The sequence below is a fragment of the Sediminibacterium sp. FW305-C-61 genome (assembly GCF_058231065.1).
The window spans coordinates 843,106-869,295 of sequence record NZ_JBIQXR010000001.1 but is presented as its reverse complement, the minus strand read 5'-3'; the positions used below and the strand labels follow the sequence as shown (position 1 = coordinate 869,295).

The following is a 26,190-nucleotide window of genomic DNA, read 5'->3' as shown; positions in this document are numbered from 1 at the left end:
TTTTTATGAAAGGAATATTAAATCGGGGGCATTTGCTTACAGTTGTTAGTTTTTAAAGGGGATTTTGGTTTTAAATTCCGACTGCCCCCACCTGCTTCGGGACGTCATTCCGACGAAGGAGGAACCTCTACGCAGTTCGGTAATTTTTTTTTCTGAATGGTATTCGTTTTAAAGCGTCCTTTTTCAATGCATGCCCACCCAAGAAAGTTTTCGCAGAGTTTATGAGGAGCGGTAATCGTATTTTAGGTTGAGCCAATGAGAACTAAATACTTATTGATATACATCCATTAGATTCCTCCTTCGTCGGAATGACGGAAGGCTAACCGTCATTTCGACGAAGGAGGAACCTCTACGCAGTTCGGTAATTTTAGTTTTTAAAGGGTATCCCAACCCTGGAGAGAAGAAATTTTTACCAGTTTCGGAACTTTCCAAAAGTGATGGTGACCCCCATTTTTTCAGTAAAAAACACCAGTTTCTAATTCGTTCATTATTAAGTACTTACCAGGATCATCAACACATCATCAACACATCATCAACACAGCAGAACACTATATTGGTGTTTTGCCCTGTTTAAGTACTGTTGTTATTATGAAGATGTATTGAGTATAACCTTGTTCATACTTGAAAGTTCTTCGGAGTCTCTGAGTCCCATGGACATTGTACACGCTGAGGAGAAAAAAACTCATTTTACAAGGTTTATTATTTTATCATCTACATTGCATTTGCTGCGAAAAGTCTTGCCATTAAGATTTAAGGCATTGCCGTTGATAATAAGAATATCGCTTCTATCTTCCTGAACTATTTTAATTTGATAATTCATTATGAACTTCACTGGTTCAGCCTTGGCTTGATTGATACAATCGTCAAAAAAACGGTTTATTATTTCGTAATTATTAACAAGTAGATTCAACCCACTATCTAATCTGCTAGTTATTTGAAGTTCTTTAATTTTAGACGTATCAAATCGCAGTTTTTCCTCAGTAGAGCATGAGCATGTTAAAACCATTAAGTAGAAAAAAAGTAATTTCATATATTAAGTTTAGGTTATCAGCCTTGGGTCTAGGATAAGACATACTTCTATCTTTTGCTTGCATTTCATTCTCCGCAGAGGCAACTTTATGGCAATTTCCCCCGCATATGTCTCTCGTAGAGGTTCTTCGGCCACTTACACATAGGAAAGTTAATCATTAATTTTAAGGCTCAACTTTTCTGTAAGACATTAGTAAGTTTAAAAGTAAATGGTACACGCTGGCTGTGTAACACTCAGCGTCCTTCGTGCCTCAGAGACACTGCGATGAACTTCGCTGGATTAAGAACACCCTGAGGATAAAAAAAACAAGAGGCTGCCCTTTTCAAACAGCCTCTTTGATTGTTGAATAAACGAATCTAACTATTTATTACTGTATCATTTAATTTACCTGTAGCAATAGCTTTCTCAAGATGACCTACTGTTAATGGTTTCTTGTCCATTCCATTAAACAAAAGGTGAGGCTCGTAATTAAAGTATTGCGAAAACATGAAATTTGAAATATCGACGTTAAAAATTTTAGAGAATTCATGAATAAGCTCCTCTGCTTCTTCGCCTGTTACACCTAAATCTTTTTCAAATTGTGTCGATTTGTCAATCGACATTTTAAACTCTCGAATTTGTTTTCTAATGAAATCAATCAACGCATCGTTTGTTTTGAAACTACTGTTATCCATTTTGACGCTATTTAACGTGATAAATCAAATTACCAGATTGAGTTATTCTTCGCTGTAGGGTATTCCTCTTTGAGAATTCTTCGCGGAGTCTCTGAGGCGCTGCGACGAACTTTTCTTGATTAAGTACACGCTGAGGTAAAAAGAAAGTGGTTTTGAATTTTGAATGAGTTTAATAAAACCAGATAATTTGATACATTACCCATTACCCTTTTGGCTATTTCATTAGCCTTTTAAAAGATAACTCTTTTTCTAAAAATTCAAGCATCGATTCCATATTCATCGCCTCCTTAAATTCTGTCTTATAGCTATCTGGTTGCCAGTATGAATAAAATCTATACCCTTCCTTTGTAGCAACTTCAAGACTGTAAGTAGCCCCATCAGCTCCAATTATATCTTTATAACCCGCAACCTTAGACTGATCAGGTAGTTTCATAATATTAAAATCCATTAACCCTTTAATAAAAGAAGGCCAACCCGAAGCAGGCAGTTTACTGATTTTCTCTTTTAATGTCAGTCTCCTCATGTACGAACTGTCATTTTCATCATATTGCAATGTCAACAACTCTGCACTCCACCGTTCACTATCCTTCTTAATTATAACAACATTTTGAACATCTAATAGCCCGTAATTATACCAAATACGTATTTGTAGAGAATCATACCCAACCTCTAAAGAATCTAACTTAAGTTGGCTCGCTTGGTAGTTATATGATTTGTAAAAATAATCAGGCTGCCCTTTTTTCGTTAACGGAATATCCTGCCTGACGTTTTCCACTTGACGAGAAGTATCATTTCTCGATTTTGTTTTACAAGAAAAAGAAATCATTAATAACAATAAGACTATAATATATCTGTTCTGCATAATAGCTACTTTTTCTTCTCTGTAAGGTGTTCATACTTGAAAGTTCTTCGCAGATTCTCTCGTAGAGGATTCTGCGGCCACTTACACATAGGAAAGTTAATAATTAATTTTCAGGCTCAACTTTTCTGTAACGCATTAGTAATTTTAAAAGTAAATGGTACACGCTGACTGTGTAACACGCAGCGTCCTTCGTGCCTCAAAGACACTGCGATGAACTTCGTTGGATTAAGTACACGCTGAGGAGAAAAAAAATTGCGAACCTCTTTGTTTATATCTTTTGGCGATGAACATCTCTTAATTAAGTACACCCTCAGGAGGAAAAAGATATACGTTACAACGTTTTTTATTTTTCAAAAATCGCAACCTCTTCAAATATTTTTTTCCTACCGAGTCTATATTTTAATATGCGTTCTATAATCTTATTGATTAATTCAGTGCTTGACTCAATCGTTCCCTTGTACTTAAAATTTTCAGACTTAGACACAATTGTTGTTGCTGGTGAAAAGATTGTCCAACTAACATAAACTTGATGTTCATTTTTCCAATGAATATCAATTGTGCCAGTACACCTAATCACTTCGCCATCAATATTGGCTTTCACTAAAATTTTCATACCACATTGACCTCCTTTTCATTTTATATTCTTTCGTATGGTCTACTTTTTTGAAACGTTCCCGCGTCCTCCAAAGGAGTCTCATTGACTTCGTGCCTCAGACACACTGCGACGAACTTCTCTTGATTAAGTACACGCTGAAGGGAAAAAAGTTTTCCATTATACTTCTTTTAATTCATTCAAATGCACACTTGCCGAATATTCAAAAGATTTTCCTTTAGAATATACAACCAATTCATTTACAGCCTTTTCAAGATCAGGAGATTTATCCTTTTTGAGTAAAATTGTTAGGTATTGCAATCTTTCAAATTCTGTAATGCCAGTCGCTTTACCTTTTAACCATTCTTCTTTTAAAACGCCTTCAGATATTTTAATAAGAAATTGGGGGAGTAAAAGTTTCAATCGAACTTCAAAATCAGTTATTATATCAAAGACATCTGATTCGTTTTCTATAATCCACCAAACATCATTTCTTTCTTCCATGAACTGTCCAATCCGTATTTTCCATTGACATTCATCAAATTCCGGTTCTTTACGAGCACTTTCATAAAATTGTCGTATAACATTTAAACTCACTCCGAAATTTAAAGTGAACTTAAAGCATCCAAGTGTTTCGGTTTTGGCATTTTGGATCATAATTACCCCACAAGAATCATTCTTGAATAGATAATAAGTATTTCCTGAACCCGCAAAACCGTTTATCCGCAAAATATTAGCTATTTTTTTTCCGAATTCTTTATGAAACTTTTTATTACCCATTCCGATTATTTTGGTTTTCTTACAAGGTTTACAGGATAACCCTTGACTTTTTCAAGATACAAATTCTTTAATTTTTTCTTCTCCGCAGGTTGTTCATACTCGAGGGTTCTTCGCGGAGTCTCTGAGGCACGAAGGACTCCGCGTGCTACACTTTTCATTTTATTCCCCGCAAGGTATACATTATGGCAGATTTCCCGCAGATGTCTCTCGAAGAGGACTCCTCGGCCACTTACACATAGGAAAGTTAATCATTAATTTTAAGGCTCAACTATTCTGTAACACATTAGTAAGTTTAAAAGTAAATGGTACACGCTGGCTGTGTAACACGCAGCGTCCTTCGTGCCTCAGAGACACTGCGATGAACTTCGCTGGATTAAGTAGACGCTGAGGAGAAAAAAAAAGCCACTCTGTTTTGTGGAGCGGTTTCGGATTGTATTTGAACCATTTTATTAAGGAAAAATGTGAATGTTGCAAGTGTGCAATTTCATTCATGATAGCATAGCCCTCTGATATTTGAAGTCATATACAAGTCGTAGATGTTTTTTTTTGGCTCAACACAAATATTCGTTGCTTCGTCAAAAGCATAACACTGAATATCAAGAGAATTGGTCGGAGCAACTTTTACACCATTTATTACAGGGGCGTTTTCTTTTCTGGAGTATAATTTTAGGTTATAGTAATTATTAATAATTATTTTTTGGGTACACTTCAGACCTTCAGATGTTTTCGCAGTTACTATCTTGTACATACTGTCTTTTCTTGAAGCATATACTATATACCAATTATTAATAGAATCAATTGATTTTATCATATATCTGTTTTGTATCCCAGAAAGACTACTCTTAAAAGTTGTACAATAACAGAAAATAGAAACAGTTCCTAAAATAGTCATCAGAATTTTCATTATCATAATTTTTGGATTACAACTTTATTTCCAGATTTATCAAGTACATGCCACTCTACTCTAGTTATACCTGATGGATAAGCACCAAGAGGGGTCATATTTAAAACTCTACCAGCCGCATTATACAAAGTTTCAAAAACTGGACCAGACTGATTAGTTGCTTTTGAATGCGCCGTAGAATATACCGAACCTTTCTGATTTGAAACTGGCGATAAAATTCCACTTTGTTGAGAAATCAAGACAAACTTCGCTGGATTAAGTACACGCTGAGGGGAAAAAAAGATTTTTGTTAGATTAAATTAATGCTAAAAATCAGGATATGCAAAATCATAACTTCCAGTTCGCATTCTGTAGACAATACTATCGGGAGGAATTACGCTGCCTATTTCTGCCATTCGATTTTTTCCCTTAAGTTCCCCAACAAATTGCTGACTTTCATTAATTTTCCATACCCACCAATTATTAGAAGTTTTGAGTTCAGATGAGTCCCCACTGCTCCTAAAAAGGATGTTTGTGTAATCACCTATTTCAGAAACATTGTATTCCCTTTTCCAAAAATTCATTTTTAGACCTAGCTTTGTAACACAATGAGCGTAAAATTCAACATCCCCCTTTATGACTTCCAAAAAGTCTGGATTAGAATCTACAGAATAGACATGCTTAAATACTCTAATTACATCACTATTTAATTGAGTTAGATCAAATGCTATTAATTGAAAATACTTTTTTCCCTTCGGTCCAATTTCTACCGAAAAAATATCCCCAATTTTAGTAGAATATTTTGTTTTTGTTATCATTTTATTCCGAATTGCCCCCATTTTGATGGAGAGATTGAATTAATTCTATTTAATAGCTTTCCGCCGTATTTTTATTCCCCGCAAGGTCTACATTATGGCAGATTTCCCGCAGATGTCTCTCGAAGAGGACTCTGCGGCCACTTACACATAGGAAAGTTAATCATTAATTTTAAGGCTCAACTATTCTGTAACACATTAGTAAGTTTAAGAGTAAATGGTACACGCTGGCTGTGTAACGAGCGTTCTCCAAAGAGTCCCATGGACTTCGTACCTCAGAGACACTGCGATGAACTTCGTTGGATTAAGTACACGCTGAGGAGAAAAAAAACCACTCCGTTTTGTAGAGTGGTTTATAAATCTTACTGAGCAATGATTCTACTTTGGCTTGAACTTAACGTTGTAGTCATCAATGGGCACAATACTTAATGGACCGCAGGGCACATCAACATATGAATCAAATTGAGCTTCAGTTAATTGTCCTTTTTTTACCATATCATCATACTTATCAATTGATAATAAATCTAAATTAGTCCACTTGATATTGAAGTCAGAAATTGAGGGAAGTATGGGTTTGCTTCCATAAGTGTACAAGTTCAACGTATCGTTTGAGTATGCATAATAAATTGTCTGAAGCCCTCTCCCAAAACTTATATCTTTGGAAGAATCAAAACCGGCACAGACATTTTCATCTTTACTAATAAAAGTAAGTTCTGCATCCCTTGCCCATACAAGATTATAACAGTACACTTTTTGATCGCCCTTTTGCGCAATAAGTATCCGACTATATCGCATGCCTGATTCTGTATTTTCACAGCTAAAAAAAAGTAGAATTGAGTAAATTCTTATTATCTGTTTCATCATATTTATTTTGTATACTTATTGTTTATAATAACGAGATGGGTCAAAAATCGTTAATTCTCCTACTGCAAACCCTCGAATAATCATTCTCCCAGAGTAAGGTTTTTTTATTCCCCGCAAGGTCTACATTATGGCAGATTTCCCGCAGATGTCTCTCGAAGAGGACTCTGCGGCCACTTACACATAGGAAAGTTAATCATTAATTTTAAGGCTCAACTATTCTGTAACACATTAGTAAGTTTAAGAGTAAATGGTACACGCTGGCTGTGTAACACTCAGCGTCTTCCACAGGAGTCCCATGGACTTCGTACCTCAGAGACACTGCGATGAACTTCGCTGGATTAAATACACGCTGAGGAGAAAAAAAGAGACTTTTCTATTAATATAGTCTTCTAATAACACTAAATCCACTATCTGTATTCTGTTTATAAAAATCAATGCGCTTGTCTTTGATTTCAATAAAGCTATTTTTCTGTTTATCAAGAGAATTGAAAATAAGAGAAAAAGCATTAACAGAACTATCATTGGGAGCTCGCTCAATTTGTAGAAAATCAATCACCCCATTATTATCATAATCTCCAAAGCTACCTCCTGAAGCAAAATAAGAATGCAGGGGGTAGTATGTGTAATTTGAAGTATCTGTAATATCGAAAAGATTACAGTAATAATAACTTGAAGCGCTCCCACTTCCATGTCTAACTCCATTCAAGGCTAAATATTTCTTGTTTTTTAAAGAGTATTTATATATCTCAATAGATCCATAATCAATGTCACACGCTAGATTATTATCATTCTTCCCATTAAAAGACGCCACTTTCCCATATAACGTTAAATATGCACAATTAACATTATCCTGTTTTGGGTAAAAATGTATTGGAATACCATGAGATGAAAAGTCATAATAAGTTATTTTTTGTCCGTTAACTATTTCATTTTTTTCAACCCAATCAGAATTAAGTTTTTGACATCCTACCAAAGGATTTTTGTAAAAGTATTTAATGATGATATCACTTTGGCCAAAACCAGTATTAGCTATAAAACAACATAGCAAAAAAATATATTTCATAGATATTTATTTTAGTACTTTCTACCCCCTCCCTTAACAAAATCCGGATGAATTCGCATAAATACTGTATGCCCATGTGCTGCTGTCGTCTGCCTTCTATAATAACTGCCATTTTCTTTCTTCTCCGCAGCTTATTCATACTCGAGGGTTCTTCGCGGAGTCTCTGAGGCACGAAGGACTCCGCGTGCTACACTTTTGTGGGCCTACAAATACAAGGAATCTTCCTATGTTCATCTTAAATCTATGTCCTGCAACTCCATATAGGTAATTACTGGATATAACCCTTGTTTGCCTGTATAATAATATCTTGCTGAACTATGTTCATAATCTTCCGGTAATCTTATCCCTGGCATCCTTGCTTTACATGGATTGTTATGAATATAGTCAACTTTCTGTTTCATAAATGCAATTGAGTAACATTCTTTTCTGTCAAATGATGGCTCAAATACTTCATGTTGTTTATTCTTTAATCTATCTGTCTTATTTACCCAACCTGATAGTTGTTCCAGTATATCTTGTCTGCCTAACAGTGTAAGTCTTTTCACCAGCTCATACGCCATAAATCGTTTACCATTTCCTATAATTGTATTTATCAGTTGCGTAGTTCTTGAAAAAGCAATTACAGCGTGTACATGATTGGGCATAATCACATATCCAACTATATGATGATTGCAGGATTTTAAATAATTAAACCATTTATATACCGCATCATAACCATTCGTCATTTCAAATAACGGTAACCATCTCGCACAGGTAAATGTTATAAAGTACACACCATTTACTTCTCTGATTTGTTTACGTACTGCCATGAATCAAAAATACAATAACACAATACGAACACTAAGGAGTGCAGCAGGTTCAGTAATTAAGTACAATATGCATGATTACTTTGTTTTGATCTAACACCCAAGACGTGTAACACGCAGCGTCCTTCGTGCCTCAGAGACACTGCGACGAACCTCGCTTGATTAAGAACACCCTGAGGAGAAAAAACACCATATGGGTGTTTTGCCCTGTTTAGGTACTGTTGTTATTGTGCTGATGTATTGAGTATGACCTTGTTTATACTCGAGGGTTCTTCGCGGAGTCTCTGCGATGAACTTTGTTGGATTAAGTACACGCTGAGGAGAAAAAATTTTAATCAAATAATTTTTGCAATGAAATGGACTGCCATTTTAATGAATCAAAAGTATTTTTTTGAATTATCATTTGCCGTATATCTTGTTTCTCAAGATCACTTCGCCAGTTCATAAGGCCGGAAGTCGTATCAAGGTCTACTATTATGCCTTTGCGAATCTTAATTGTATCCCCCCAGTATATCGCTATTGGAAAATCTAATATAGGCCTAATTGATACAAATGTTTTCGGATCTTCCGCCAAGGATATTTTTATATAACTTCTATTTGATGGGGAATAGCTTTCTATCCAAGTAAAGAGCAACTCTTTCTTTCCATCGGGCGATTTTACCATTCGCTTTTTATTACACCCAAAAAATATCACAGCTATTATTATAATTATTATTGTTTTTTTCATACTCTATTATTGATATTGTCTATATCCTGCCCTTTGCAAGTCCTCGGATACTTTATCGTCCTTAAATATTGGGCTGAACCTGACTCCTGAAGCAGGTGTCCCTTTTGTAGCTGCACCCATAATTGCCAGATCTACCCAATTAATGGCTGACTTTATCCAAAATCCTATCCCTTTATTATTTGAATTACTTTGGTATGCTCCAAAGCCAGAGATCATAATACTTTCAGGTGCACCAACCATTTTCATAGCTCTTCCTGCGAAATAGTTACCTTGATCTCTTCTTGTCATAATGGTGTTATCATCCGCATACGAAGCCTGATAAACATAATCAAGTTGTTCTGCTTGTGTAGTAGCAGGGTCATTCCAGGCTTTTCCTGTTGCTTGTTGAAATCCATCAGACTTTAAATCATAGTCTCCCATATTACCAGCATTTGCCATATAATGTTCAAATGCTGCAGCCTTGCCATTATTATTAATATATTTTCCAAATTTTTTAGTACTTGCGGAAATAGCTTCACCAGCTTGCTTACTAAAATGAATTTGCCCTATCCACTCACCTGTTTCGGGAGCAACAAATGAATTAATAGATACAGTATTGCCAATGCGAACTCCCTCTGATTTATATTGTTTCATCTTTCTGCTATCGAAATTCTTTTTCGATACCCCTGTAACTTTATAAACTCCGAGATCCCCATCAGTAAGATCCCCTCCAACTACAGTTCCATTTTCATTAACAACTGTAGAAAACATTCCATCTGGGTCTATGAATCTAATAGGATTATCATTAGCATATGTATATGGACTCCACCGTCTAAGCATATCACTCATAGGATCAACGGCATGCCACCTCCCAATCTGCGGATCATACATCCTCGCCCCATAATCAAACCACTCTAACCCATTACCGTTGCTAAACTCTTTGTTCTGTAGTTCCTTGCCATTAAACCGATACTTATTCTCCAATCTGCCAGATGCCTGGCCACTAATTCCATCTATCGTTAAACCAAATGGATAAGTATGGTTCACTTCCAGTATTGGCCCCGACTGCGTAATCACTGTAAAGTTCTCAAAAAATACATCTTCTTCATCTAAATTATTGCTAAATATGTACACATAGCCGCTGCGGTCAATTTTCCAGTCTTTTTTAACATGTTTGGTCAGTTTGCTTTCTTCACCAACCTGCGAGTAACCGCTATATTCAGGTTTGCCTATAAGCGTTGTATCGTCTTTATAGGGTTGTAGCTTTTCATCCAGTAATACCCAGTTTAAAAAAGCTTTGGGTTTGCCGGTATTGGCAGTTTTATCCTGGTCCTTTAAAAATGAACTCAGGGCAGGCAACAGGCTTTCTGTTGAAAACGCAGAAAGCGCACTCGCTTTACCCCCTTCAAGGATATTACCCGTTGCAAGTTTCGCTATTTCTGATAAGGCAATCGTTTTATCCTTTCCTCCCTTGTTCTTACGCTCATACCAGCTTTCTATTGAAAAAGATAATTTATCGCCCTTTGTAACTTTTAACAGTATCGCCGGACCTGTCTTTTTCTCTCCTCCTTTTAATTTACTCGCATACAGGTCTTTTGCTTTTCTGGTGGGGTGTGAAGATGGCTTTTGCGCGCGGGTTTCTTTTACATTATAGAAATATTTTGTTTCCTGCTCCTCATTTTCCGGTTCGCTGGTAACCATACTATATACCGTTGCAGGCTGCTCTTCCGATAATGTTACACGAACACTTCCCAAATGGTCTTTAAGGTAATAATCGTAGATATAAGAACCATCTGGTTTACGGCGTATCCGACCTTCTTCATGTGGTATCTGTCTTAACTCCCCTGCATCACTGTATTCTAAACCATTGATATAATAAAAGTTGGTTACCGTGCTTCCTTCCGTCACAGTCTTCTTCTGTTTTACACCAAGTGCATCATAAGAATAATTTATGGTTCCATTTCCGGTTCCCGTCATCGTAACCTGCCGCGGCAGGTTCAGAAAATTGTAGTCAATAGCAGAAATAGATTTATTGGCATCTGAAATCATATTGCCATTATCATCATAAGCATAATCCGTATTATAATTCTGTGCCGGTTCCTTGAAATCACCCAGTGTAGATGAAGGAGTATAATTAGCATCTCGAACATAATTCAGGCGGTTACTATTGGTGATATAACCATATTCAAGGTCATCTATATTTGAGCCCGCTTTATGGATTAGTTTTTTGATATTACCATTTGCATCATAAGCCGTGGTAGGTGTTGAACCATCACCCATCTGCGAACTGTAATCGGTTGAACCTCCTGTAAAATCAGCTTTCATTAATCGATTGGCAGGATCGTAGGAATAGCCATAATTGTACTGTGTATAATTATAACCATCACGCCAACTGATGCCTCCTATATTTCCATTTACCTGGTTCTGGGTAAACCCATAATCATAGGAAATATTTATCCCAAAATAATTACTGCCACCCGAGTACACATAGGCTTTGTTGATGGCTTTCAACCAACCCCTTATGGAGTACTCATAAGTAAGCGTTTCCAGCGGAGAGGTATGTAAGGCTTTGGTATAAAGCTGCCCGGTTTCATTGTAGGTATTTGTGGCGATGGTAACTTCTGTGCCACTGTTTACCTGCTTTTTAATGGTGAGCAGTCTTCCCGCATGGTCATAAGTATTTCTTGTCCAGAATACAACACTGCCCGGGTAAAAGCCAGAGCCTGTATTGTGATTGAATTTGGATACCAGCAGCTTGCCATCAAAACTATACTGGTTGGTGGTGATATCGATACCACCGGTCTGGTTGAGTGAATGCAACTGAATTAAACGACCAAATTCATCGTAAAAGCTCGCGGTATACAAATAAGCGCCTGTTTCAAGCATACGCACTTTTGTGCCGGTTGCCATACCTGTTGCGGTAGCATTGGCACTGATGCTTCTTGGATAGGGAGCAGTATTGTCTGATGGCGTGAGAAAACCAGATGAAGTTTCACTTGAATTAAAAGACGATGGCATGCCTGTGCTACCCACCCAGCTATAATTGTCGTAATAAGTTTCGGTCAGTAAGATATATGTGCCACTGAGAGATGGGTATGTACTGCTCGAAGCTGCCTGCCCCTGGTGATAGGAAGCCGTGGAACTATTGGTCCACAAATAAGTGGCAGATGGTCGGTTAAGTGCGTCATAAGTTGTTACCAGCCATTGCCCAGTTGTATTGCGCATATTACCATCTCTGGTCATGATTAGCCTGTCGCGACCATCATACACCATTTCAACAGCTTCTGCATCCGGCACTTTTTTAAGTATCATGCGGTTACGGCCATCATACTCATAATAAAAACACTGCCCATTCACAATAGCACTATAGCTCGAAAGATCAATAGAACCCGCTGTAATGCCCACATCTTCTACACCCTGTGGCTGTAACACAAAACGCAGGTTATTGCGGTCATCATAAATATAATAAGTACAAAGCCAGTCGGTATGTGAGCCAATACTGGCGGCAGAACCCTGCTTAATTTCTACTTTCTTCAATACCACCTTGTTGTGCTTATCTTTATAAGTCACTACCCTTTTACCATTTTCATCGGTTGTAACCAGTCTGAATAAAGTACCCGAGGTATAATAAGCTGTACTAACCGGTTTGGATCCTGAGGAAAGTGCAATGGTCCAGAGTCTTACTTCACTTGAACCATTTGATTCATAAGCACTGCTTGTTCCAACATTACTGCCGGCCCAGCTATTTCCGGCCGGCATTTCTTTCAATGACCTATTCAGTGGAGAAGACTCAATATCTGATTTACCATAATAAACACTTTCCCCGCTATAGGTTCCCGACATAAAACTTGCCTGTTCTGAAAAAGCACTTAATTTAAAATATCCGTCCGTGGCAGAACCTGAAGTATAGGGTAAATAATGATATACCTGTCTGCCATACGCATCATACAGATAAGGCTGCACCATATCTTTTGCTCCCGGACTCATTTGCTTGTCCACTGACTGAAGCAGCCTGCCCAATCCATCGATATACTGAGTATTTTGCTTTGCTTCGGTATAACCAGCCGAACTTACACTACTGTATGAACTGTAAGGACGGGTTGCATCCCAGCTTCGAACAAGATTAGCCAGTCTGCCACTTGTATAAGCAGAAGGTGCACTTACAGGCGATACAGAAGGTTGTGTAGAACTATTCGGCTGCACCTGTGCTTGCACTGATGCAAGTATAACTGAGGTCATAAAAAAAGCAATTGCTGATTTTTGAACCTGTTTATGTATGATGGATAAAAGCATATAATATTCTTTATACTGATCAGTTAGTTAGTAGTTGGGTTTACTTTATACTTATAGTCGAATGCCTTCACTATGTTTTTATCCCAGTCACGTATACTCTGCAAACGACCAAGTGCGTCGTATTCATAATAGGTGATCTGGTTGTTGGCATTTGTTTTACTGGTAGCACCTGTAAGGGGGTTATAGGTTACCGTAGACATTTGTGCTGTGGAAGGATAGAGCCTGAGTTCGTCAATTGTGCCAGAGCCACTAATGGTAAGACTCGATGTGCCTGAAACCGTTGTTGCATATAATGTCCAACCATTTTTATTAGCCAATGCTGTTCCACCAAGACTAACCGAGCCACTTGAATTTTTTAGCCAGTAACTAATCGTATAGGTAATTCCTGCATTAAGTGCGGTATTTGTAATATTCCCCGTAGACAGGTAATAGCTATTATTCCCTGTTGCTCCTTCCGATGTATTTATCGTTCCGGAATATGTCCAATTACCTTTTCCACTCGATTCAAAGCTTGAATAGGCTATGGCAGATACAGGCGCATTCACCACTTCTGCTGAAGGATAATTGCCATTCTCATTCCACAGGTAGCTGGTGGTAATATTATTCCTGCCCTGTATCTCTGCAATATTTCCTTTGTTGTCGTAACTCAACACCTGCAATTCAGTATCCCAGGCTGTTGATTGAGGGTCATAACGTTCCTGTGTAGATAAATCGAGTGTAGTACTATTGAATAGTGCGTGTACATTTTTGAACCATCCGATTACCGTACTGTTGGTTGTATTGGTTTGCTTTATTTCCAATGGTACAGCCACCATATTTTTGGTGATCATCTGATCTGGGATAGACTGTCCCACAAAATCATGCGCAAATTTTCTTTCGGTAGTAATACTGTTCCCTTTGCTGTCTGTTTGCACACTTCTGGTTGATGTAAAAATGCTGGCATTATCATAGTAATGATTGGTTACTGTGGCAACAGACCCACTGGCATCATAATCGGTAACCGTGGTTTTTTTCAGGTCACTACGGCCATAAGTCATATAATAGGCCCTCGCCCCATACATTTTTTCGCTAAACGTATTTACATCATCCCAATAGTATAATCCGGCAATCAGGTTACGGCTGTTGCCATCGGAAATGGAGGGTGTGTAATAATAATTATCGTATTCATTTTCTACTTTCTTCAGCAACACATTGGATGCTGAATAGTAGGAAGTGGTGAGTGGTAAGCCCTGCGACCAGTCGAGGTCTTGTTTTTGCACATAAGGGAAATCGTTATCCGGCCCATTATAAGCAGGTGTATTGGTGAACTCATGAATAACATAGCCGTTTGAAACAGAACTGATGGTATTGTCGACTACCACCCTGCTGTAAATAATGGGACTACCATTAAAATAAGATAGCGACTGTGTGGGTTGTGAAGTTTGATTCAGGTAATCTTCATAAGTCCAGGACCATGCCAGGTAACACCTGTTCCAATAATAAACATGGCTTGGAATTACACGTACCACTCCTGAAGAAGCAGAAGAAGAAGTGGTATATGTATAATTGGAAACTTTAGCAACTGCTGCAACAGAATCGTAGTCGGTAATTGTTTTTATGCGCAAGCCCCCAACCGACATATAGGTGGAAGAATAGGATTCATAGCCATAATTCAGTTCGTAGTCGAAACTGGTATAACCACCTGTTGGATAGTTTAGCTTTTCCAGGGTCCATGCTTTTGCATAGGTAAGGGAGGGTGTTTTATTACCCCCATAGGTATTTTGAGAGATAGCCGGTACATAAATTGAGCCATTCAGGGTGCCGTTATAACCCTGCCCATTGTAGAAACCCCACCAATCCTGTGCTTTTGAATTGCGAACAGGTAGTTTGGTTGAATTGTATTCAAATGTATAGGGAGGAAGCGAAAGTGAACCTGAACTTTCCTGTACAGAAACCAGTTTAAGTCTTTTGTAAAAATCATTACTTGAATATCCTAAAGGGGGTGTACAACCATAGGCCCATCCGGCACAATAATCAGATTCAAAATAGCCGTAGCTCAGTGTGAAGGTTTTTTGCACCGTACCATTTGAAATGGTAACTGCGGTTAATGCATTGTCGCCGTAATAATCATCTCTTGAGAATCCATAGGTAAAATCTACTTCGGTTCCATCAGGAAAACTGATCTCAGATATCCTTACTACATAACCACCTATATCGTTATAACTCTGTGTGAGATTGGAAGCTACTATAGTGGTTCCACTAATAGTTAGCCTGTACGAATCTGAAAAGCCTCCCTGATAAGTGAGGTAACTGCCACTACCTGTATAAGTAAAATTAATTTCATTTACAGCGTCAGGGAAAACGATTTTTGTGATGTACCAGCTACTAACATAAGAAGGTAAGGTAGGAGGTACCCCACTTAAAGAACTGGATACATCAGACCATTCTTTCTGGTTGAATATATACTTAAACCCTTTTTCATCCTTGATAATAAATTCATCAATCGAGCCACTTACGATGGAATAAGTAATCTTTAAATTGCTTTGTGATACCAGTTGTACCGATCCATCTTTTTTGAAAAAGAATTTCCCTGAAATATTACCGACTGAAAACTGAAAAATATCACATTCCCCATCCAGTGAGTTTTCTGAAACTCCCTGTACAGCAAGAAAGTCTCCATAAGAAACATTCTGGTAACAGATACCCGCACTTGTTGAAGGATAGCCTGATGGTGTAGAAGTTTTATCGTATCCACCTGTATAATAATAAGGTAATGCAGATGTGTTCAGGTAACCATAACTATCTTCATCAGGTCTGCCCCGCATAGTTCGCGACACCATGCCACCTGCATTCAGCGACCACCCCAGACCAACATTGGATGCCATATCTTCTACTTTTAGACCTCCTGAATGGTAATTGAGCCCAACATTAAAACTTGCCCCTTTTTGAGGAGCGCTGTAAGTATAAAAGGGAATAGATATTGATGCAATGCCGGTACTTAATGAAACAGGCATATCGCCATACTTGCCGATGGCAGATGCATTAGGACCGGGGGCAATGGCCACTTTCCTTAGTTCCTGATTGGAAGATTCATCGTATTGCGCCATCACCGATGAAACGCAAAAACAAAAAACAAACAGTCCTTTCCATTTTTTGCTGATCATATATATAGGTATTATGCTTAAATAATTTATTTAAAACAGTTGTCCATAACGGAACTGCAACGGCTGCTGACCATTTGTTCGGTTTAAGAAATCGTATAGCAACTGTATTTTGGTTTCCTTTTTCTTATTAATCTTCAGTTTTTTCGTAATTCCTAAAAGAGCGGTATGCTGCCAGTCGTTGATCTGGGAAAAACGCGAAAATGCCTGCATATAATTTTTTTCAAATCCTCCGCTAAGCCAGAACCCTCCTTTAATTCTTATATCTGCATAAGTTCTTAATCCTACTCCCTGATGACTGAACCTGATATCTTTCCACCCATTTCCCATACCCAGTTTATAGGCTATGCCGGTACCGACAACACTATTATCGTTTAGTTTGTATCCGATACTTAATCCAAGATCTGCCAGGGAGGGAAGTATATTTGTGGCCCTTCTTGTTTGCAGGTTCCAGCCCAATTCTATTCGTTGGAAAAAGCTTTTTGTTTTCTGACGATTTGGTGAAAAATCTGGCATGGTTAAGGCTTCTCCATCGTTCATTCCGGGTAATCTTAGAGATGGCGCACTTGTTAATGGTTCAGTTTGCGCATTGGTGAGAGCATTGTTAACGGCCATATTATCCATTCCGGATCTTAACAATCTTGCCTGTATCTCTGCTATAGTTTGCAGGTTATCGGTTGTTCCGGCAGGTGAACCAATACCTCCTGAACCGCCCGGAAACAGAGCGCTAAACTGACTGTTCGTATTAAAGAAATCTTTGAACGCTTCAGATTCCCTGATTAATCCAAGTACTTTTTTCTCAAGTTTTGAACCATCCGAAAGCAAAGACTTTATTTCATTGAATTGTTGCTGGTAATAGAAAAACTCTTTATTCAATTTTTTCAGTTCTTTTACGAGTCCAAACTGTTGAAATTGCTGCATTAAAAGACGTTTACGCTCTTTCAGCTGTTGCTGAATCAGTGCAGCCGCCTGGATACTGTTTGCATATTCTTTGATATTTTCAGAAGCTGATATGAAGGATTTTGAAAGTTTGTCGTTTAATATATTACCCGTACTTAAAAAATCGATACTTGTTTGAACACTGTCTAAAACGGGTAAATATTCATTCCATTCGCTGTTTGAGGAAAATTTAAGTGAGTGTTGAAATTTACTATAGAGGTTCTTTGATTCAGCAAGCATAAGTTTTGCTTTTGCCGAATCTGTTTTAGCAATCTTTTTAATCAGCTTTGCTTCCTGCTTTTGCAGTTTGCTAATCCCTCCATTTATGCTCTTTTGAAGCCTGGACTGAAGCTTTTCGATGTTTGTTTCGACTTTGTTTACAAAGTCGAATTGTTGTTTTTCTGTTAAATCCAATTTGCGGTTTTCCATTTGCGCATTGGATGACAAAACAAAAACAATTAATAAACAGAGAGTTATGGTTAAACGCATCGGCTTTTTTATTAGAAGATCGTCTAAACCAAAAGTAGAAGGGGAAAATTTAATGGTCAATACGTAATTCTACGCAATTTGATATGTTGTATTTATATAATTTTAAACTGTCTTTAAACTCAACAGCAATAAAAGCGCCCCCCTCTTTGAATGCTGACATGCACTAGTATTATATCATTATAATCTTGTTAACTTATGTCAGTTGTAAATCCGGTATCCATCGTCATAGCAGATGATCATGACTTTTTTAGAGAAGGCGTTAGTAATTATCTTTTAAATTTTTCAAAGTACAAAGTAGAGGGACAGGCATCCAATGGTGAGGAATTGATATCATTGGTTTCAAGTATCAAGCCAGATATCATTATAACAGATATAAATATGCCCGGCATAAATGGTATCCAGGCAACTGGTATTTTATTAAAGAAGTTTCCTTCCATTAAGGTCTTAGCCTTTTCTTACCTCGAGAATACAGAATCCGTAATTAATATGTTCCTTGCGGGGGCCGCCGGGTATTTGAGTAAGGGTTTAAAAAGCAGCGAGTTGGTAAAAGCAATAGATGCCGTAATGGCAAACAATTTATATTTTTCAAGTAACACGAATAAATCAATCACGCATCTACTTGAAAATAGTAGCTATCTCTCTAACAAATTTAATCATGAAGTAGACCTATCTAACAGAGAGATTGAGATTATTAAGTTGGTTTGTGAAAATCAAACTAGTTATTCAATTGGCAAAACTTTAGGTATCAGCAGCAGAACAGTTGAGAGACATCTTTCAAATATTTATCGAAAAATATCTGTAAACAGTGCGGTAAGTTTGGTTATTTATGCCATTAAAAACAAGCTTTTTACCATTTCCGACGATTCTGTTAATTAAGTATCCGTTGAATGTCTTAAAACAAAAACCGCCTGTAAAATACAGGCGGTTATATTTATCGTTTTCAGCATTCTTGCTAAACTATTACATTCCTCCTCCCCTCATCATACGCATATTACCACCACCCGGCATCATCATATTCATCGGGCCACGCTGCTGTTGCTGATTACCACCAAAGCGACGCAGGTTATAAGTAAAGCTTACCATGAAGTAGCGCGTTAATACCCTTGTCTGAACGTCCTGAATGGTATTGCCGGTAATATTTCTGGTAATACTTACATTCTGGTTCAGTAAGTCGAACATGTAGAATTTCAATTCACCTGCTTTATTTTTCAGCATTTGTTTTGAAAGACTTGCATTCAACAATGGAATACTGGTATTGTAACCATTACTTCTTCCGCCATTATATATGTAGTCGAAATCAAGTGAAAACACCCAACCACTTTTCGAATAGGCTGTAGCTTCAGTAGACACAGTTTGTGTAAAGAAGTCGCCATTCTGTTGTGGCTGCAAAGTGTAACGGGCCATGCTGAAAGAGGAGTTAGAAGAGAAGTTCATATCAAAGCCTTCTTTCAGGTTGGTAGTCCAGGATACCGTTCCGCCCAATGTTGTGTTACGCGTAAAGTTGCTCGCATTATTGATTAATGTCTGCGACTGGTTGCGTGATACATTGGCAATCAGGTTCAGGTTACTCTTTGGTCTTTTTAATGGGAACCCATAATTAAACATACCATTGATGGTATATGTTCCACTAAGGTTTACCGGCATGGTTAGCTGTGCACCATTGGGCTGGAAAGTAGTGGCATTCTGAATATCGTTCTGAATAAAGTTTGCATTGATGGTGGCAAAAACAAGTCTTTGCGTAAATACATCAAAGGAATTATACAGGAAACGGAAACTATGGGTAAACTGTTGTTTCAGATTTGGGTTACCTGTTCTGATATTCAGCGGATTACTATTATCGGTTACAGGCTGTAACTGATCAGCGCTAGGCTGTGAAGTACGTCCGTTATAGAAGAACCGCAGGCTCTTGGTTTTTGTAAACTCATACCGGAAATTGGCCGCCGGGAACAGGTTTACAAAATGTTGTTTGATTACCGTGTTTTTTGAAATATTATTACTCGTAAGATCTCCCACCTGTACGCCGGAACCAACACTGAAATTAAACTTACCCTGTTGCATACGATAGTTCATGGTTACCCTGTTTGAACTAAATGTATTTTCAAAAGTATTGGTAAGTGTTGCAACAGGTACATCATATTTGCCTGTTCCTGAATTATACTCCATTGTTTCTCTGCCGGAATTATTCAGGTTAGTTGAATAGTTATAGTTGAATTCTAGTTGCTGATTCTTTGCAATAGGCTCAGTATAGGATAAGGTAGTACTGAAATTTCTTGTATCCCGGTTGGTTACATACACCTGATCTATTGTATCACTATACGAAGGTCTGTTGGTTGGGTTATACTGGTTCAATGAATAGTTTGTACCTGTACCATCATTGGTGCTTCCACCTGTATTGATATTGATTGAATATGTACGGCCTCTTTTAGGAAACCTATGACGGAAAGTTGCGTCAATCGATCCGTTGAACCCATTGTTTTTGCGAATCGCGTCAGCAGTTGAACTGTTGAGCGCCGTAATTTTTCCACGGGTAGAACTTGTTTGCTGTACCGATTGCGACCAGGTATCCTGAAAACTGATATTGGGTCTGATGATCAGTGAATTCGCTGAATCGAACTGGTGTTCGATATTAAAGTTGATGCGATGATTTTTATTGTAAGTCTTTGAAGATTGATTCTGGTCATTGAAAATGGATGAATCCGGTGCACCAGGAATCAGGTTTTGCACAAAGCTTTTCTGGTCGCGGTAAGTTTTCTGGTCATTATAAAAATAACTTCCTGAAAATTGTGTTTTCGGGCTCCATGTGTCGCGATAGTTAATACCACCGGCCCAGGTATTCACTAATCCACCACCACTTCCACTACCCAGAAGACCTGCAATGGCACCGCCACCGCCTCCACCGCCTCTTCCGCCTCCTCCTCCACCAAAATTACCGCCGCCAAGGGAGCCCAGCATATCCTGAACTGAGAAGTTTTGCTTGTTTACATTATTGGCTTGACCCGTAACAGTAATCTGGCGATCGCCATTAAAACGACTTATATTAAAGCTGTTATCATATAATCCTTCATCGGAATTGGCACCAAATCCAAGTGTCCCCCTTCCGAAATATCCTTTGCGTCTGTCTTTACGTGTGGTGATATTGATGGTTTTCACCCTGTTTCCATCATCAAAGCCGGTAAATGCACTCTGATCGCTGGCCTGATCAAACACCTGAATTTTGTCGATCACATCAGGAGGCAGGTTACGGGTAGCCATACGTGGGTCATCACCAAAAAAGCGTTTACCATCTACCAGAATCCTTTGCACCTGTTCACCCTGAGCGGTAATATTTCCGTTTTTGTCTACCTGTATTCCTGGTACTTTCTTCAGCAGGTCTTCTGCAACTGCATTAGGTTTTGTTTTAAAAGCAGATGCCGATACCTCCATAGTATCGTTTTTCATCCTGATAACAGACTGACTAACAGTTACATTTCCCAAATCATTTGCTGCAATCGTCAGATAGATAGTACCCAGGTCTACAGAACTATTGGTTTTTGAGAATATAATTTTTTTAGAGAAGGGCTCATATCCTTGAAATTTGATATCAACAATCATTTCCCCGAAACTGATATTGCTGATTAGAAAGCTTCCGTCTGCCTTTGTTAACCCAAAAACATCTAAAGTTGAATCTTTGGCATCTAAAATGGTAACAGAAGCGTCTTTTAATGATTGTTTACCGACTGTATCAACCAGTTTACCCCTTAGTGTAGCAGATGTTTGTGCAGAGGCTGCATAGGATAAAAAAAGAAATACAATAGCGGTTAGAAATTTGGTCATGCTCAGTTTATTATGAATTACGAATCTATATAAGTGTCTTGGACTACCCGCAACACAAAAAGATTAACGGAAAGCTATAATGATGATTGGAAAGCCTACTGTTAAAATCGGTGAAGCATAAAACTGTATAGGTCGTCAGTGAAATTTGGCTGCAAGTTGCAGGATTCAAGCTGCAAGCCGCAAGCTGCAAGCTTCAAGCTAAAAGCGTTGATTGATGCTTTTTCTAAGCTTTCTGCTTTTAATGGAATTAAAGGTGGTAGAAAATTTTAAGTCAGTTGCTAAAAGAAATATTTGGTTGCCGTAGATGCATTATCTGCTATTAATAGAACACGGATCTTCATGATTTTCAAGATCTATCATGATAAATCTTGAAAATCATGAAGATCTGTGTTCCATCATACGCGTTATTTGTCAAAGTGACTCCTCGGAGCGGCTTGTCCGAAGGACTCCTCTGGAGGGGCTTTCAGCTCTCTAGCTAAACAGGTATTCCACATCTTCCCTTGTGAGGTTTTTCACAAAGCCTTCATCGTCTGTTATTAATTCTCTTGCCAGACTTCTTTTTCGATCCTGTAGCTTCAGAATTTTATCTTCCACTGTATCTGTACAAATCATCCGGTAAGCAAAAATATTCTTGGTTTGACCGATACGGTGCGTACGATCTATTGCCTGTTGTTCCACTGCAGGGTTCCACCATGGATCAACGATGTAAACATAATCTGCCGCAGTAAGGTTAAGACCCACCCCACCCGCTTTCAGCGAGATAAGGAATACCCTGCAACTATCGTCGTTCTGAAAACGTTGTATCGCTCTCTCTCTTTCTGCAACCGTGCTACTTCCGTCGAAATACTCATATTCAACGCCCAACTCCTTCATTTTATCTTTAATCAACGCAAGCATGCCCAGAAACTGAGAAAAAACTAGTGCTTTATGGTTGCTGATGTTTTCGGTTATTTCCCGACCCAGCTCTTCCAGCTTTACAGAAACATTCGGAAATTTTTCTTCGTCTTTTATGATTGCCGGACTATCGCAAATTTGCCTCAACTTCATCAGGCCCTGTAAGATGGTAAGTTGCGATTTTTGAATTCCCTGGTTTTCAACCACTCCCAAAATTTTATCCCGGTAATCGTTTCGGTAAGCATCGTAAATTCTTCGCTGCTCATCGCCCATTTCACAGAATAACACCATCTCCTGTTTTTCTGGCAGGTCTTTGGCCACTTGTTCCTTGGTTCTGCGTAATATGAAGGGGAACAATAGTTTGCGCAGGTGATCTTTCTGCTCTTTTTCGCCAAATTTATCGATAGGGATAGAAAATTCCTGTTTAAAAAATTCAACACTTCCCAGCATTCCCGGGTTCAGGAAATTCATCTGCGCATATATATCGAAGGTGTTGTTTTGCAAAGGTGTACCACTTAAACATAACCTGTTCTTTGCCTTAATTAAACTGGCTGCCTTAGTTACTTTACTGGATGGATTTTTTATCGCCTGACTTTCATCAAGTACCACATAATCAAAAGCTACTTCTACAAATTGTTTGATATCACTTCTTAATGTACCATAAGTGGTAATGATTACATCTGCATTGGTAGCAGCCAGGTTCTCCCTGGTTCTTTGTCCGCCATGATGCACATAATAACTCACTTCAGGTGTAAACTTTTTGATTTCATTCTGCCAGTTAAACATCAATGTTGTTGGACAAACAACCAAGGCCTTTAACGAACCGTTTTCCTGCTTTAAATGATAGAGAAAGCTTAATGCCTGGATGGTTTTACCAAGACCCATATCATCTGCAAGAATGCCTCCCCATTGCACTTCTCTCAAATAGTTCAACCACTGAAAACCGCTTTCCTGGTAAGGTCTTAATACAGACTTGAGGTGTTCTGGTGCCGGTATTTCTTTGATGGAATGATTCTCCTTGAGGCGGTCGTATTTTTCTTCGAGTTGAAAAAATAATTCTTCTTCATCACGCTGCATGTACAATTCTTCCACTACACTAAAATGGTATTTGCTGAGTTTCATAGACCCAGACTTACCCTCACCTACGCGGAAGAGTAATGAATATTTCTTTATCCACTCTTCAGGAAGAATACCCAATGTGCCATCTCCAAGTTGTACAAATTGTTGTTTGTTGGTTAACGCTTTCTTTACTTCATCAACCGTTACTTTCTGGTCGCCAAACTGTATTTCAATTTTCGCGTCAAACCAATCCGTATTACTGCTGATATAAATTTTAGTGGATGGTTTCGCCGTATTAAACCTAAAATTCTTCAATGCTTCAAAACCAAAAACCGGAATATTCATTTCTTTCACCGCATCCACAAAAAGGAAAAACCAGTTGTTGCGTAATACTTCGGTTCCTTTCAGTGCAAGGATATCTCCTTCTGCAGGACGAATAAAATGAGAGTGAAGTGATTCGATTTTTTGAACAAATTCTTTTTCCGCTTCTACATTCCGCTGAATCACCAGTAACTTATCTTCAACAGGGATAACAATTTTTTCTTTATCGGAAGACCGCACATCATAACCCCGGTAATTGAAAATGGGTTGAAACAGCAGGTATTCACCTTTCTCTTTCAACATCACTTTTACTTCGGGCTTAACATCTTTTACTTCTTCTTTTTGTACATTCCCGAAATGCACATTAAACTCCTTCGAAAGTGGGAGGATGAATTGTTGTAATTGAACCGACCAGTCTTCTGCCGGAATTATTATTTTACCTGAAGGCAGGAATTTCTCCAGCACCAAAATGTCTTCTGTACGTTGCCAGGTAAAAAATTGGTGATGGTATTTAAAGAACAGCGAAGAGCTGCTTTCATTTTCTGTAATATTCAGGTCGGCAAGTGGTAGTTTAACACGACAATCTATCTCATACTGACCTTTCTGGTAACTAATTTCGAATTCCGGACTGATATAATTCGTTACCAGTTCTACTTTTTGAAGATTAGCAGTGGTAAAAGGTTTGCGCTCTGGTAAGCTGAATACAAAATTGCTCTCCGAAAGTTCTGAAAATAATTTTTTCACTTTCGGATGCAGGTATTCATTCATGAGATGCCTTGTTTCCTCCGGCAATTCATCGTTGTGTTGCTGAATAATATTTTCCCAGATACCACTGAAAGGAGAGTTACGATCTAAGTAGCGGCTAACTTCCGATGGCATTAATTTACGTAACTGCTGAAGGGTGGTTTTATCGTCCTCATCAAATACTTCTGTATTGATGAATCGGGAAAGGTCTAGTTTGGTTACTTTACTGATATAGGCTTTACCTTCTTCATCGGTTTCACCCTGCACTGCTTCTAACTGAACATAGGGATATTGCTGTTCATTAAACGTTATTACCACCCCCAGTTTAAGTGATTCTTTTACCCGCTCTTCAGTTTCTTCTACCAGGGTTACCGGTTTTAATTCTTCAATGGGTCGGGGCTTGGGTTCTACCGGTTGATTTAGGCTAACTCTTTTGATACTTGTATCGAGTACGCGCAGAAATGGTTTACCGTCTGTATAAGTAAATTCAAATTTACCGCTGAGGTCATCACTTAGTGAATAACCATACAATGCCAATAATTTATTTTTTTCTTTGTCCCAATTACGGATACTGTCAAAATATGCAGGTCCATAATTATGCAGCAACTGAAGTAATACTATATCCTTGTGAATACAAAGTGGGTGTTCAGTTTCAGCATTACAGTTGCAGCTTGTATCAAAGTTTCTTTCTTCATTCTTTTGAAGCAGTATTTTAAATTTCTCTCCTTCATAATCCAGTTCGGCTAATACACGTTCATCTTTTGCTTCAAGGATATTTGATCTGCTGCTTCTCAAAAAATCTTCTGCCTTTTCAACATTCTCCTGGGAAGAAAGCATTTTGATAAGTTTCAGATCCAGTTGTTTCATTTTAACGACCGTATGTTTCTGATCGTAACTGGTTTCTTTTTCGCCTAACTGATTTCTGTCGAGCAGATCTTGTAAATGAAAAAGTGCGCCGGCTTTGTGGCGGCAGATTTCGGAAAGGTTATAGGGACAAGAGCAGCGGAGTGATAATGTTTTAGGATCTTTAAACTGGTTAATATGTACTTTATAAAAGGTAGCATAGCCATCATCTTTAACCCTGAAAACCACATTGGCCATCAATTCATCATACTCCACAAGTTCAACATTACCCAGTGCATGAATTTTTTTCCCTCTGCGAATCACTTCTTCGGTGCCGCTATTATAAATATGTTTAACCAGATACGGAAGTGCCATAATTCAATCTGTTATGAGCAGCAAACAAACGAGATGGCAATAAACCAAGCTACACCCTGTTTACCTGTAAAAAAACAACCTGCCACTTCAAAAAAGGGCAATTTGCAAAAGTAAAGGAAAGCAGCCGAGTTTAGGAAGTAAAATGGAAAGAATGTGGATGAAATGTTTGTTAATTGAGGGATGGTCCATGGCCCATAGTCCATGG

Annotated in this window: 17 protein-coding genes; 1 reads left to right on the top strand and 16 read right to left on the bottom strand. The window is 38.3% G+C overall.

Translation table 11 applies throughout. The features are described from left to right. Positions 1-682 precede the first annotated feature (682 nt). The 14 genes from ACH30E_RS03715 to ACH30E_RS03650 all read right to left on the bottom strand — a co-directional run bounded on the left by ACH30E_RS03715 (position 683) and on the right by ACH30E_RS03650 (position 17,936). Positions 683-1,030, bottom strand: coding sequence for a hypothetical protein (locus ACH30E_RS03715; RefSeq protein ID WP_490823684.1), 348 nt, complete (start codon positions 1,028-1,030; stop codon positions 683-685). A gap of 356 nt (positions 1,031-1,386) precedes the next feature. Beyond that, entirely contained in the window at positions 1,387-1,704 is a 318-nt protein-coding gene (locus ACH30E_RS03710; protein ID WP_490823683.1) for a DUF1493 family protein, read from the bottom strand. A 214-nt stretch (positions 1,705-1,918) separates the two neighbouring features. After that, positions 1,919-2,566, bottom strand: coding sequence for a hypothetical protein (locus tag ACH30E_RS03705; protein ID WP_490823682.1), 648 nt, complete (start codon positions 2,564-2,566; stop codon positions 1,919-1,921). Between the two features lie 343 nt (positions 2,567-2,909). Then, positions 2,910-3,179, bottom strand: a complete 270-nt coding sequence (locus ACH30E_RS03700) for a hypothetical protein (protein WP_490823681.1) — start codon at positions 3,177-3,179, stop codon at positions 2,910-2,912. A gap of 159 nt (positions 3,180-3,338) precedes the next feature. After that, positions 3,339-3,938 (bottom strand): DUF4304 domain-containing protein, encoded by a 600-nt coding sequence (locus tag ACH30E_RS03695; protein ID WP_490823680.1) that lies wholly within the window; start codon positions 3,936-3,938, stop codon positions 3,339-3,341. A 484-nt stretch (positions 3,939-4,422) separates the two neighbouring features. Continuing rightward, a complete protein-coding gene (locus ACH30E_RS03690) occupies positions 4,423-4,842 on the bottom strand; it encodes a hypothetical protein (protein WP_490823679.1) in 420 nt (139 codons plus the stop codon). Between the two features lie 305 nt (positions 4,843-5,147). After that, on the bottom strand, positions 5,148-5,639 hold the full coding sequence (locus tag ACH30E_RS03685; RefSeq protein ID WP_490823678.1) for a hypothetical protein: 492 nt from the start codon (positions 5,637-5,639) through the stop codon (positions 5,148-5,150). 375 nt (positions 5,640-6,014) lie between these two features. Further along, positions 6,015-6,431 carry a hypothetical protein gene (locus ACH30E_RS03680; protein ID WP_490823677.1) on the bottom strand — a complete coding sequence of 139 codons (417 nt, stop codon included), beginning with the start codon at positions 6,429-6,431 and terminating at the stop codon, positions 6,015-6,017. Between the two features lie 445 nt (positions 6,432-6,876). Next, the gene (locus tag ACH30E_RS03675; protein WP_490823676.1) at positions 6,877-7,563 is read right to left on the bottom strand and encodes a hypothetical protein; all 687 of its coding nucleotides are present in this window, start codon (positions 7,561-7,563) and stop codon (positions 6,877-6,879) included. 230 nt (positions 7,564-7,793) lie between these two features. Continuing rightward, on the bottom strand, positions 7,794-8,372 hold the full coding sequence (locus tag ACH30E_RS03670; protein ID WP_490823675.1) for a transposase: 579 nt from the start codon (positions 8,370-8,372) through the stop codon (positions 7,794-7,796). Positions 8,373-8,700: 328 nt separating this feature from the next. Next, positions 8,701-9,096: a hypothetical protein gene (locus ACH30E_RS03665; RefSeq protein WP_490823674.1), complete on the bottom strand. Its 396-nt coding sequence runs from the start codon at positions 9,094-9,096 to the stop codon at positions 8,701-8,703. Positions 9,097-9,102: 6 nt separating this feature from the next. Then, positions 9,103-13,368 (bottom strand): DUF6443 domain-containing protein, encoded by a 4,266-nt coding sequence (locus ACH30E_RS03660; RefSeq protein ID WP_490823673.1) that lies wholly within the window; start codon positions 13,366-13,368, stop codon positions 9,103-9,105. Between the two features lie 23 nt (positions 13,369-13,391). Next, positions 13,392-16,511 (bottom strand): RHS repeat domain-containing protein, encoded by a 3,120-nt coding sequence (locus tag ACH30E_RS03655; RefSeq protein WP_490823672.1) that lies wholly within the window; start codon positions 16,509-16,511, stop codon positions 13,392-13,394. A 30-nt stretch (positions 16,512-16,541) separates the two neighbouring features. Then, positions 16,542-17,936 (bottom strand): hypothetical protein, encoded by a 1,395-nt coding sequence (locus tag ACH30E_RS03650; protein WP_490823671.1) that lies wholly within the window; start codon positions 17,934-17,936, stop codon positions 16,542-16,544. Between the two features lie 195 nt (positions 17,937-18,131). Between ACH30E_RS03650 and ACH30E_RS03645 the strand changes: the two genes are divergently transcribed. Continuing rightward, positions 18,132-18,812: a response regulator gene (locus tag ACH30E_RS03645; RefSeq protein ID WP_490823670.1), complete on the top strand. Its 681-nt coding sequence runs from the start codon at positions 18,132-18,134 to the stop codon at positions 18,810-18,812. Between the two features lie 84 nt (positions 18,813-18,896). Here the strand turns inward: ACH30E_RS03645 and ACH30E_RS03640 are convergent, their stop codons facing one another. After that, positions 18,897-21,749: an outer membrane beta-barrel protein gene (locus tag ACH30E_RS03640; RefSeq protein ID WP_294988350.1), complete on the bottom strand. Its 2,853-nt coding sequence runs from the start codon at positions 21,747-21,749 to the stop codon at positions 18,897-18,899. Positions 21,750-22,220: 471 nt separating this feature from the next. Beyond that, positions 22,221-25,985, bottom strand: a complete 3,765-nt coding sequence (locus ACH30E_RS03635) for a DEAD/DEAH box helicase (RefSeq protein ID WP_490823669.1) — start codon at positions 25,983-25,985, stop codon at positions 22,221-22,223. Positions 25,986-26,190: the final 205 nt, after the last annotated feature.